Origin of the sequence: Sphingomonas cynarae (assembly GCF_039537815.1) — a bacterium.
Classification (GTDB): domain Bacteria; phylum Pseudomonadota; class Alphaproteobacteria; order Sphingomonadales; family Sphingomonadaceae; genus Sphingomonas; species Sphingomonas cynarae.
This window is the reverse complement of the sequence record NZ_BAABBF010000003.1, coordinates 332,052-343,727: the sequence shown is the minus strand read 5'-3', so window position 1 is coordinate 343,727 and position 11,676 is coordinate 332,052. Positions and strand designations below refer to the sequence as shown.

Below are 11,676 nucleotides of genomic sequence, written 5' to 3'. Positions count from 1 at the left end.
ATCAGCGGAGCTGGAGACGGTTGCCGCGCAGCGTGACCGAGTCGAGCCGCGACAGCGCCGACTGGCCGAGCAGGGAATGAGGCAGGCCGCCATCGCCGACGATGGCGGCGTCGGCATCGTCAATGGCACGATCGCCGATGGTCAGTCGCTCGATCGTCGCCCAGCGCATTGCCGCGGTGCCGCCCGCGGTCCGCATCGCGCGGCCTCCGGCGGCCGAGCCGGTCACCCCGGCGGCGGCGGCGTCCGCGCTGGTCAGCACTACGACGTTCGCGCCGGTATCGACCACGAAGCGCACCGGCACGCCGTTCACCGCCGCGGTGACATAGAATAATCCGTCTGCCGAGCGCTTCAGCGTCAGCGGGTCGATCGCATCGATCGCATCGTCCGCTGACGGCATCGGCACGGCGGGCGTCGGCGTCAGACGCGCGCCGCCGCCGGGCGGCATGATGCCGGTGAAGCCGAGTGCCGCCACTGCCAGCGAAAAGGATTTGAAGGACAGTGACGGGGCCATGGGCATCGTCGTGCGCCCACATCCCTGAACGCCGGCCTTCCTCCTATGGATAATGGCCGGTTCAGCACGAAATCAGGACAAAGAGTTGCCGTGGCGGCCGTCCTGATCGTGCAGGCGGCGGCGCAGCCGCTCCCGCCGCAGATGCAGTCCCCCCGCCACGATCAGGCAGATCAGCCCGACCAGCGCGAGCTGGATCGCCGCAACCCGGTAGGGCCATTGCAGCGCGGCGCGCGATGCGAACAGCACATAATAGGGCGTCGCCACATCGTAGCCGGCATATTGGAACAGATATTCCAGCTCACCCGGCAACCCGCCGCGACGCAGGATGCCCTCGCGCCGGCCATTGCCCTGCATCGTCGCGGCATTCTCGTCCGCGCCGATCTCCACGAAATAGCGGACGGTCTCGGCATTGCCGCCGGTGGGGGAGAGCATCGGCGCGAACCGGATCGTCCGGCGTGCGACCAGCAGGTCCTGGCTGAGGCCCGCGGTCCGGCCACGCAGCAGGGCGCCGGACAATTCGGTCGGACCGGTACGCGGATCGACCGCAGCAGGCGATCCGACCACGATCCGCTGCACCGGACCGATATCGCCCGGCAGCGACAGCATCGCGATCAGTACCGCGAGACAGATGACCGCACAGCCGGCCGCGACGCCCAATATGGTGCGGATGAACGTGCGGCCCGGCAACAGGGACGGATCGATGGCGGCGCCTTCGCCACCCCCGTCTTTCTCCGCGCGATCGCCGCCGCGCAACAGCCACAGGACCGGCGACGCGATGATGGTCGCGAGCAGAAGATAGGTGAGCGAGGGATAGTAGCGGCCGAAGGTGTTGAACTGCCACTCCGCCGCCAGCGCCATCAGCCCGCGATAGGTCAGCGTCTGCCAGAGGAGGAACAGCGATACCAGGATCGCCCAGCCTCCCAGCATCGTCGCGATGCGGCGGCGCCCGACACGTCGTTCCCGGCCGTCGCCTGCGTCCGTCATCACAGCGATCCTCTGGAGAACTCACGGCTTTTACTATCGGCACCGCGATTCGCGCCGACCCTTCGTCCGGTCATGCTCCCCTTGCCCCCGTTATTTGCCGCCCTGTCCCTTTTAGGGACGGCATGCAGGTCTGTACATCTGGGGTTCAATGGCACCGGAGGGGGCGGCCGGTTGCCAAGGCCGTGCCGTCCTTCTACAGCGAGGCGGTTGGAAGAGGTGATCGTCAGCCATGACCGGCAGTACCGGTGGGTCGGGCCATCATTCGGTCGACGGACCGCAAGGTCCGGCCGGTCGATCCCGCGCTTTCTGGGTTTGCCCTTAACTTTTGGCGGTTAGACTTGCCGGTATCATGGACCTGAGCGTTTCTCCCGACACCGCGTCACCCGAACCGGGCTGGGCCGGTGGCGTGCCGTCTGCCACGATACCGGGCAATGGCCCGCCGGCGGCACCCCCGCCGCCACGGCCCACCCGGCGCGAGGAGTGGCGCGATACCGCGCTTATGCTGTGGACGGCATTCCGCCGCCATCCAATCTATTGGCTGGGGCTGGCGTTGCTCGCCGGGCCGACCCTGCTCGATCTGGCGGCGCGTGGCTGGGGCACCGATCAGGCGGCCCATGCCCCGATCGTGTTCGCTACCGCGATCTGGATCTTCGCCCTCAGCGCCAGGCAGGCCGCCGCGGTCGCCTCGCCACCCGCCGCGTGGAAGGCGGCGCTGTTCCTCATTCCCTGCCTGATGCTCTATGCGGCGGCGCGGATCACCGGTCTGCTCGAAGTGCGGGGGCTGGCGGCGTATCTGTCGTTCATCGCCATCCTCTATGCGGTGGGCGGGCGACGGCCGCTGGCGGTGCTGTGGTTCCCGATCCTGTATTCGCTGTTCCTGATCCCGATCCCGCAGACCGTGGTCGATATCGGCACGCAGCCGGTGAAGCTGGTCATATCGCAAAGCGTGGTCGGGCTGCTCGCCCGGCTGGGCTATCCGGTCGCGACGTCGGGCGTCAGTATCTATATCGGCCAGTTCGAGCTGCTGATCGCCGCCGCCTGTGCCGGGCTCAACTCGCTCATCAGCCTGACGGCGATCGGCAGTTTCTATGTCTATCTGCGGCATAATGCGAGCTGGCGGTACACGTTGCTGCTGATCGCGATGATCTTTCCGATCGCGGTGTTCGCCAATTTCCTGCGCGTGCTGATCCTCGTCCTGCTGACCTATTATGCGGGCGAGGCGGTGGCGCAGGGCTTCCTGCACGAGGCGGCGGGGCTGTTCATGTTCGTGGTGTCGGTGCTGACGATCTTCCTGATCGACAAGATCTTCACCGCGATCGGCCATCGTACGGGGTTGATGAAGCCATGAGCGCGGGCGATGTCATTCTGGGTCAGGACCTGACCGGCGATCGCGACAGCCGGCATGACGACGGCGCGGCCGGCGCCGGATCCGACCTGCTGTCGCGCCGCAAGCTCCTCATCGGGCTGGCGGTGGGCGGTACCGTGGCGCTGTCCGAACTCTACGTCCCCCGGCGCAGCGTCGCGCGGATCAACGAGGATGTGTTCGGCAAATTGATTCCGGAGCAACTGGGGTCGTGGCGCTATGCCACCCAATCGGGGCTGGTGCTGCCGCCCGAAGACCAGTTGTCGCGCACGCTGTACGAACAGTTGCTCACGCGCGTCTATACCGATGGCGGGGCCGATCCGGTGATGCTGGTGATGGCCTATAGCAGCGTGCAGGAGGGCCGGTTGCAGGTCCACCGGCCCGAAGTATGCTATCCCGCCGCCGGTTTCTCGATCATCGAGAACAGCGCGGCGACGGTGCCGATCAACGACCGCTTCTCGATCCCCGTCCGCTTCCTGGCAGCGGATCGCGGCGCGCGCCGGGAATATGTGATGTACTGGACCCGGATCGGCGATTCGATGCCGGTCCGATGGTTCGATCAGCGGCTGATGATGGCGAAGGCCAATCTGCAGGGATTCATCCCGGACGGACTGCTCGCCCGCGTCTCGGTGATCTCGGACGATCGTGGCGAGGCGATGGCGACGCTGACCCGGTTCGTACAGACGCTGGTCGCCGATTCGGGCCGGGCGGGGCGGGCGATGCTGATCGGGCCGCATTGATCCCGGCCTGGTGCCGGTCCGCGAGGGACCGGCACCAGGATCGCCGGGAACACCGCGCTCAGGTGCGCGCGAAGGGTTTCAGGAAATACCAGGTATAGGCGAGGATTCCCACGAAGACGAGAATCGCGAAGGCGTCATATCCCTCATTACCCAGATAGTTGGTCACCGCGCAGCCGCCGGCCGGAACGATATAGTGAAGCATCGAATCCTGCTTTTCTTCCGGTCCGACCGAACGCTGCAGCAGCAGGACCACCAATCCGGCGAAGAAGGCGACCGTGATCCAATCGTAGATAGTCTGCATCACGTGGTTCCTTCCAAAGATCCGCCCCTGGCGGTACGTACGGGAGCCCTGCCATCCGGTGGGCCTGCCCGATCCGGTTAGTGGACGTTGGTTAGGAGTGAAAGACAGTTATGCGATCCAAAGCGTTAACGATCGTGATCATGGCATCGGCGATCGCGGTGACGGGGTGCAAGCGCTCCGCCACCGGGCAGGTCGTAGCCGTGGTGAACGGCGAGGAGGTATCGCTGTCCGAACTGAACGGCGAGCTGAAGAACGCTCCGGCGGGCGCTGACAAGGACGCGATCCGCACGGCGGCCTTGCAGAGCCTGGTCAACCGCAAGCTGCTGGTCCAGCAGGCGCGCGAACGCGGGATCGACAAGGATCCCGAGTATCTACAGCAGCAGCGCCGGGTGAACGACGAGCTGATGATCAACATGCTCGGCCAGCAGGTGACGAAGAACGTACCGGTGCCGAGCGCGAGCGATATCGACAGCTTCATCGCCCAGCATCCCGAGATGTTCGCGCAGCGGACCATCTATTCGCTCGACCAGGTCGTGTTCCCGCTGCCGGCGGACCCGAGCCGGCTGAAGGCGCTGGAGGCGGATCACACCCTGGATGCGGTCGTGAAGCGGCTGACGAGCATGTCGATCCCGACCCAGCGCCAGCCCGCCAAGCTCGACAGCGGCGGCACGCCGGCGCAGTTCCTGAAGACAGTCACGGATCTGCCGGCGGGCGAACCCTTCGTCGTCGCGACGGGTGGCCGCGGTGTGGTGAGCGTCATCACCGGCAAGGAAACCCAGCCGATCGCGGGCGACCCGGCCCGCCGCATCGCCGCCGAGGCGATCCGCCGTGCCGCGGTGGGCGACATCGCGCAGAAGCAGCTGAAGCAGGCGCGCGACGGCGCCAAGATCGACTATCAGCCCGGCTTCGCGCCGAAGGCCGGCGCCACGCCCAAGGCGGCGGCCCCGACCACCTGATATCCGGTATCCCCGGCGCGGATCACGCGCCGGGGGTGTCGCCCGGATGATGCTCGCGGACCAGGCGGAAGATGCGCGGTCCGGTGACGAGATAGCGTTTCCACAACCGGCGGGGATCGGCGAGCAGCCGGAACGCCCATTCGATATGCAGTCGCTGGAACAGCCGCGGTGCGCGTTTGCTTTCCCCGACGACGAACTCGATCGCCGCGCCGATGCACAGGCCGATACCGGTCGCGCCGCCATCGCGCGCGATCAGATGGGCGAGCAGTTCCTGCTGCGGCGATCCGACCGCGAGGAAGGTGAAGCGGGGCCGCGCCTCTACCACGAACCGCACCGCCGCCGCCATCGCCGCCGGATTGCGGCGCATCCCCATCGGTGGGCGATGCTGGACGATGTCGAGTCCCGGATAGAGACGGGTTAACGCCACCACCGTCGATTCGCGGCCGCCGATCACCGCGATCCGGTCGCCGGGGCGGCACAGCCGGTCGAGCACCAGCGGCGTCAGGTCGCTGCCCGGCGCGATCGGCAGGTCGATCCCGCGCGGGCGGGCGAGGGCCGCGAGGATGCGGCTGTCGCAGGTACACCATCGGGCGGCGCGATAGGCCGCCCAGATCGTCTCGCGATCGTCGGACGTGTCGTCGTGCAGGCGGACGACATGATCGACATTGGGGGTGACGAGATAGACGAACGGCGCATCGGCGGGGCGTGCCCCCAGTTGCGCCAGCACGTCGTCGATCGGCAGCAGATCGTAATCCAGCCCGAGGAACGCGCGCGTCGCCGGCGCGGCGCTGGTGGTCGACGTCATCAATTGTCCTTTACGTCGGCCGCATCGGCGGCGTTCTGGTCGGTGCGCTCGTCCGTCGGGACGGGGGGCAGGGGTATCGACTGGCCGTGAAGCCGTGCCACGATCGCGCGGGCCCGGCCCGCACAGGCATTGTCGCCGGTGATCCGGCACAGGTCGCCCCGGATCGTCCAGCCCGCGACCGAGGCGACGTTGCGCAGGGAGAAGGAGCGGGCGTAATCCAGCGCGTCGCGTTCCCGCCCGTTAGCCACCAGCATCGCCGTCAACTGGCGCAGCGCGACCGGATCGTTGCGGTTGGCGTTCACCGCATCGAACAGCGCGCGATCCGCCAGCAGCGGTTCGCCGGCGGCGATCAGGGCACGTCGCAACAACGCATAGCCCGGCGCGAAATCAGGATTTTCCGCCGCCACGATCCGCGCGTCACGCAGGGCGCCGGCGGCATTGCGCGATGCCAACTGGATCAGCACGCGGGCCATCAGCGCGTCGGTCTGCTCGTGATCGAACCGGAGGGCGGCCGCCGCGAAACGGGCCGCATCGCCATAGCGGCCGAGTCCGGCGAGCGCGTGGGCCCGGGCGCCGTAGAGATCGGCGGTGCCGACCCCCGCCGGACGGCCGGCGATCAGCGGCGCCAGCAGTCGTTCGGCCACCGCGTGATCCTGTCGCACCAAGGCGTAATCGGCCAGCGCGAGCGTCAGGTCGGGATCGGGATCGGACAGCGTTGCCAGCGCCGGTGCCAGCGTCGCGGTCGGCATATCGGCATCGGCGAGCATCGCGACCGTCGCGTCGCGCCGCGCATCGCCGGGACGGGTGGTGTGGATGCGGTTCAGCTGGGCCGCGCCACCCGCACGGTCGCCGGTCAGCAGCATCTGGCGGGCGAGCGCCAGCCGGTTGGCGATGTCGTCGCCCTCGGCCGCGACGTTTCGTGCCGCCACCGCCAGCATGCCCTTCGCGTCGGCGGAATGTTCATACACCGTCATCAATTGGCGTCGGACGTCGCGGCTGCCGCCCGTTTTGAGAAAGATCGGCTGCAACACCGATTCCGCCTGATCAAAGCGTCCCCGGCGCATGGCGAACTGGCTTTGCAGGACCAGCGCCGATTCGGTGTCGGGCGCCAGTTCGAGCGCGCGCTTCAACTGCCCTTCCGCCTGATCGTACAGGCCCTGACGGAAGGCGGCGGTGGCGGCGATGATGAGGCCACCGACATTATTGGGATCAAGCGCCAGTATCTGCGACGAATAATCGCGCGCATCGTCGAGCCGGCCGGTGGCGAGCGAGAGCTGGGATACCGCGTCCAGTGCCTCGCGGTTGGTGCGATCCTGATCCAGTACGTTGCGGAACGAGCCATAGGCGCCGGCATAATCGTTGAGTGCGATCTGGTTGCGGGCGCGCAGCAGCCATAGTTCGGGCAGATCGTCGCGTGCGGCGATGGCGATGTCGAATTGCCCTTGGGCCGGGCCGTACTGGCCGGCGGCGGCCAGTTGCTGACCCGCCGCCATCGCCTCCGCGGCGCGTTCGGCACGCGAGGTGCAGCCCGCGCCCAGCAGCATCGCGCCGATCAGGGCGGCGGATGACAAGGCGGTGCGGTACGGTGCGTGACGCGGAGGGGCGGGGGGTGTCGGCATTGGCGCATCATGCCGGCGTTGGCGTTTCAATGTCGTTTCCCGATCGTTGGTGCGGGCGACCTGTAGCACCGGGCGGCGGCGGATCGCCACCGGAACGACGGGGCGGCGATGACGCGTGCCTTATGGCTTTCTCAACCCCGTCGGGCTAAGGCGGCACGGGTCGAGATCAAGACATGGGGATTTGTTGATGAAGATGGTCGTGATGCGGGCGCTGGCAGTGGCCGGTGCGGCGGCATCGGTCGCCGTTGGCCTGCCCGCCCTGGCGCAGCAGCCCGGGGCAAGCCGGTCGGCAACCCTTCCCCCCTATCGCGTAAATCCCGGCGACGAACTGGAAATCTATGTCTGGGGCGAAGAGCGCCTGCAGCGCAGCGTCCGCGTCCTGCCCGACGGGACCTTCTCGTTCCCGCTGGTCGGCCGGGTCAACGCGGTCGGCAAGCTGCCCGCCGATCTGGAGGCCGCGATCTCCAAGGGGCTGGCCAGCCAGTTCCGCGATCAGGTGCCGCAGGTGACCGTGTCGATCCGGACCCCGTCGGGTTTCCAGGTGTCGGTGATCGGCAAGGTCCGCAGTCCGGGATCGTTCACCCCCGGCCGCTACCTCAACGTGCTGGAGGCGATCTTCAGTGCAGGCGGGCCGACCGATTTCGCCAATACGAACGACGTCCTGATCCTGCGCAAGCAGGGTAGTGGCCTGGAGCCGATGCGGGTCCGGCTGACCGACCTCATCAAGGGAAATCCCAGCGCGCGCGATCTGTCCGGCCTGCCGGAACTGCAGAGCGGCGACACCGTCGTGGTGCCGTGATGATGCGGGGCCGCTTCGATCCGCGACCCGCCTCCGTGTCGCTGCCCGCCCTGTTGCTGGGTACAATCGCCGCGGTCATGCCGGCGTCCGTCGCTGCGCAGACCACGCTTCCGTCTATCACGGTCACGGCGGGCGGAGCCTATTCCACCAACCCGCTGCTGACCGAATCATCGGGTGGCGCGGCATCGACACAGCTGGACATCAGGCCGCAGGTCCGGTTCGTCGACGGGGTGAGCGACGGGGTGATCGGTGCCAACTACAACCGGTCGGACTATCTGTCCGGCGGACTGGGCAGCAACGACGGCTATGGCATCAACGGCAGCGCCAGCACGCGGCTGAGCCCGCGTACGTCGCTGAGCGTCACCGCGATGTACGACAGCCAGATACTGGGGGCGGGCGGCGGTTTCTTCGTGCCGTCGGCCCTGGCGGTGCCCTCGCTCGGGACCGGGACGGGCACGACGGGTACGGGCACGACCGGAGGCGCCGTCGATCCGGTGGCGATCGGCACGGCGCCGATCGTGGTCAACCCTGTCATCCCGCAGCCGGGAGCCGGCGGCATCAGCGGCGATGTCGGCCTGATCGGTCTGCGGCAGCGCCGCAACACGTTGCAGGCGCAGTTCAGCGGCAGCTATCTGGTCGATGCCCGTTCCAGCCTGTCTTTCGGGCTGAACGGAGTGCGTTCCACCTATCCGGACGGTGCGGCGCAGCTGGCCAATTACAACAGCTACGGTGCCAATCTCGGCTATTCGCGTTCGCTGTCCGAAATTTCGAGCGGCGGGTTCCAGTTGTCGATCAGCAAGGTCGACTATGCCCGCGGCCTGTCGTCACAGGTCTATACGCCGCGTTTCACCTATTCGCGCAGCCTGTCGTCACGCTGGTCGATGACCGCGGCGGCGGGTGCCGGCATCGTGCGTGACGGATCGTCGGGCACCAACGTCTCGTTGTCGGTCGAGGGATCGCTGTGCCGCATCACCGAGCGGGGGCAGGGCTGCATCAACGCGGCGCGGGTGCCCAGCGCTACTGGCCTGGGCGGGGTCAGCGTCCTGACGAGCGCCGGCCTCAGCTACAGTCAGCGATTGTCCGAAAAACTGTCGCTGGGGATCGGCGGCAGCATCAATCATGTCGATGGCGGCGTGATACGCGATGTGACGGGCGGGTTGTCCGATGCCGGCAACCAGGACCTGTATTCGGGCGACGTCAGCCTGCAACGCCAGATCGGCCAGCGGCTGTCGCTCGTCGGGCAGGTCAGTTATCGCCGGGTCAACAGCTCGTTCACGGACGGATCGGACATAGGGGCACGACTGGGACTGTCGTGGTCAGCAGGTAGACGATAATGAACGAAGGTTACGCGCAGGACATGGACAACGAGCAGGGGGGCGGGATCATCCCGTACCTGCCTGCCATTCTGTGGCAGCGACGCTGGTGGATCATCGCCCCGACGGTGGCCGGCACCGTCATCGGCATCGCCGCGGCCTCGCTGATGCCGGCGAGCTATCAGTCATCGGCGACGCTGCTGGTCGAAAGCCCGCAGATTCCCGCCAATGTCGGTGGCCAGATGGCATCATCGTCGACCAACCTGATCGATCGCCGCATCGCCAGCGTGCGCCAGCAGATTCTCAGCCGGCCCGACCTGATCGAGCTGGTGGAGGGCAATAATCTGTATCCCGAGGAGCGGCGGCGGGGGAAATTGTCCGAGGTGCTCGACACGATGCGCGGGGCCACCAGCATCACCCCGGTATCGGCCGATATCGGTGGCTCGGGGTCGAACACGATCGCCTTCTCGCTGTCGTTCCGCTATCCCGAGGCGGTCAAGGCGCAGATCGTCGCGCAGGATTTCGTCGAACGACTGGTGAAGCTGGACGCATCGCAGACGGCGGAACAGGCGACGGGGACGGTCGAGTTCCTGCAACAGCGTGCCAACGATCTGGCCGGGCAGGTCAGCGCCATCGAGCGGCAGGTCGAAAGCATCAAGCTGGCCAACGGCATGGCGCTGTCGACCGGCAGTTCGATGATGATCCAGTCGGGTGGCGGCGGGTATGAAACGCAGATCGCCCAGCTCCAGCGCGAGAATGCCCAGCTGACCGCCCAGTTGCGCCAGCAGAGCGGCGCGGTGGACCGCGATCCCGTCGTCGCCGCCGCCGAAACCCAGCTGGCATCGGCGCGCGCGATCTATTCGGACAATCACCCCGACGTCCGTGCCGCCGAGCAGCGGCTCGCCGAGGCCAAGCGGTTGGGCGCGCAGAACGTCAGCCGTGCCGATGTCGGCGGGGCGATCCGCAACCAGATCGCCGCCAACAATGCCTCTATCGCCAATCTGCGATCGGCGATGGGCACCGAACAGTCGCGCACCGCGGCGCTGGCGCAGGCACAGGCCCGCGCCCCGGCGGTGCTGGAGCAGATTTCGCAGCTGCAGGCGCGCGCGGACGGGCTGCGCAGCAATTATCAGGCGGCGCAGACCGATCTGATGAACGCACGCGGTTCGGCGCAGATCAGTGAGCAGCGCCGGGGCGAACGGCTGACGGTGATCGATCCGCCGGTGGTGCCGGACAAGCCGACCTCGCCCAACCGGCCGGTGCTGGTGCTGGGCGGCCTGATCGCGGGTGCCGGCTTGGGGGTGGTGATCGCGTTCCTGCTGGAACTGATCGCCCGACCCATTCGCGGTGTCGGCGCGCTTCAGAACGTGATCGGCGAACCGCCGCTGGTGATCGTGCCGAAATTGTTGCGGAAGAAGAGCTGGCGCGACCGGCTGCCCCGTTTCCGCAAGCGGGCGCCCGCCGCCGCCACTCCAGCCTGAGCACGGGAACGCCCAGTCGATGAATATCCAGTCGCCTTATATCCCCGGCCCGGTCACGATCAGTACCGAGCCGCGGCATATCCTGCCCGCCGCCGATCTTGGCGAGGCCATTGTCGGGTTTCGCAGTCGCGACGAGCGATCGCGCTCGTTCAACCTGCTCCGGACCCAGATCGTCCGGCTGATGGGGGAAGGGGTGCGCGTGATCGGCATCACGTCCGCCACCCCGCGGGTCGGCAAGACCTTCGTCGCCTGCAACCTGGCCGCCTCGATGGCACGGTTGCCCGAACAGCGCACCGTCATCCTCGATCTCGACCTGCGGCGCGGGTCGGTGGCGGAGCGCTACAACATCCCGGTCGAACGCGGGCTGACCGAATATCTCTCCGGGCGGGACGACCAGCTGGCCGATCTGGCCTGGGGGATCGAGGGTCAGCAACTGACGATCTATCCCACCGCGGTGCGTAACGTGCTGTCGTCGGAACTGCTCGCCGGGTCCCGCTGTCAGGAACTGATCGCCGCGGCGCGGAGCCGGCCAGAGCCGGGCATCGTCCTGTGCGATATGCCACCGGTGTTCGCCAACGACGATGCGATGATCCTCGGCGAGATGATCGACGGGTACATCATGGTCGTCGAAGACGGTGTCACCACCGCCAAGCAGGTACGTGATTCGATGCGGCTGATGAAGTCGGTCCGCTGTTTCGGCACGGTCCTGAACAATTACGTCCAGGGCTTCACCGGCGACGATTACGGCTATGGCTACGGCAAGGGCAGCGGCTATTCCGACTATTACAACTGACACCGGACAGG

The 11,676-nt window shown here is 67.3% G+C and carries 12 protein-coding genes; 7 read left to right on the top strand and 5 right to left on the bottom strand.

Annotated features, from left to right (window positions below; all coding sequences use genetic code 11):
* Position 1: 1 nt before the first annotated feature.
* On the bottom strand, positions 2-511 hold the full coding sequence (locus tag ABD719_RS08265; RefSeq protein ID WP_344692872.1) for a retropepsin-like aspartic protease family protein: 510 nt from the start codon (positions 509-511) through the stop codon (positions 2-4).
* A gap of 72 nt (positions 512-583) precedes the next feature.
* Positions 584-1,495, bottom strand: a complete 912-nt coding sequence (locus tag ABD719_RS08260; RefSeq protein ID WP_344692871.1) for a hypothetical protein — start codon at positions 1,493-1,495, stop codon at positions 584-586.
* 349 nt (positions 1,496-1,844) lie between these two features.
* Between ABD719_RS08260 and xrtV the strand changes: the two genes are divergently transcribed.
* Positions 1,845-2,843, top strand: coding sequence for an exosortase V (gene xrtV / locus ABD719_RS08255; RefSeq protein WP_344692870.1), 999 nt, complete (start codon positions 1,845-1,847; stop codon positions 2,841-2,843).
* Positions 2,840-3,598 (top strand): exosortase-associated protein EpsI, V-type, encoded by a 759-nt coding sequence (epsI, locus tag ABD719_RS08250; protein WP_344692869.1) that lies wholly within the window; start codon positions 2,840-2,842, stop codon positions 3,596-3,598. The genes xrtV and epsI overlap by 4 nt, the downstream gene beginning before the upstream one ends.
* Before the next feature lie 58 nt (positions 3,599-3,656).
* Here epsI and ABD719_RS08245 read toward each other — a convergent pair whose 3' ends face one another.
* On the bottom strand, positions 3,657-3,899 hold the full coding sequence (locus ABD719_RS08245) for an XrtV sorting system accessory protein (RefSeq protein ID WP_344692868.1): 243 nt from the start codon (positions 3,897-3,899) through the stop codon (positions 3,657-3,659).
* Between the two features lie 110 nt (positions 3,900-4,009).
* On the opposite strand from ABD719_RS08245, the gene ABD719_RS08240 reads away from it, so the two are divergent.
* A complete protein-coding gene (locus ABD719_RS08240) occupies positions 4,010-4,855 on the top strand; it encodes an EpsD family peptidyl-prolyl cis-trans isomerase (protein WP_344692867.1) in 846 nt (281 codons plus the stop codon).
* A gap of 22 nt (positions 4,856-4,877) precedes the next feature.
* Here ABD719_RS08240 and ABD719_RS08235 read toward each other — a convergent pair whose 3' ends face one another.
* Both ABD719_RS08235 and ABD719_RS08230 read right to left on the bottom strand, forming a co-directional pair.
* Entirely contained in the window at positions 4,878-5,660 is a 783-nt protein-coding gene (locus tag ABD719_RS08235; protein ID WP_344692866.1) for a WecB/TagA/CpsF family glycosyltransferase, read from the bottom strand.
* On the bottom strand, positions 5,660-7,279 hold the full coding sequence (locus ABD719_RS08230; protein ID WP_344692865.1) for a tetratricopeptide repeat protein: 1,620 nt from the start codon (positions 7,277-7,279) through the stop codon (positions 5,660-5,662). The genes ABD719_RS08235 and ABD719_RS08230 overlap by 1 nt, the downstream gene beginning before the upstream one ends.
* Positions 7,280-7,466: 187 nt before the next feature.
* Here ABD719_RS08230 and ABD719_RS08225 point away from each other — a divergent pair, with 187 nt between their 5' ends.
* The 4 genes from ABD719_RS08225 to ABD719_RS08210 are packed head-to-tail and all read left to right on the top strand — an operon-like array spanning position 7,467 to position 11,665.
* Complete coding sequence (locus tag ABD719_RS08225) at positions 7,467-8,078, top strand: polysaccharide biosynthesis/export family protein (RefSeq protein ID WP_344692864.1); 612 nt, start codon at positions 7,467-7,469, stop codon at positions 8,076-8,078.
* A complete protein-coding gene (locus ABD719_RS08220; protein ID WP_344692863.1) occupies positions 8,078-9,412 on the top strand; it encodes a hypothetical protein in 1,335 nt (444 codons plus the stop codon). The genes ABD719_RS08225 and ABD719_RS08220 overlap by 1 nt, the downstream gene beginning before the upstream one ends.
* On the top strand, positions 9,412-10,872 hold the full coding sequence (locus tag ABD719_RS08215) for a GumC family protein (RefSeq protein WP_344692862.1): 1,461 nt from the start codon (positions 9,412-9,414) through the stop codon (positions 10,870-10,872). Before ABD719_RS08220 ends, ABD719_RS08215 begins: the two co-directional genes overlap by 1 nt.
* Positions 10,873-10,891: 19 nt before the next feature.
* Positions 10,892-11,665, top strand: a complete 774-nt coding sequence (locus ABD719_RS08210) for a CpsD/CapB family tyrosine-protein kinase (protein WP_344692861.1) — start codon at positions 10,892-10,894, stop codon at positions 11,663-11,665.
* Positions 11,666-11,676 lie beyond the last annotated feature (11 nt).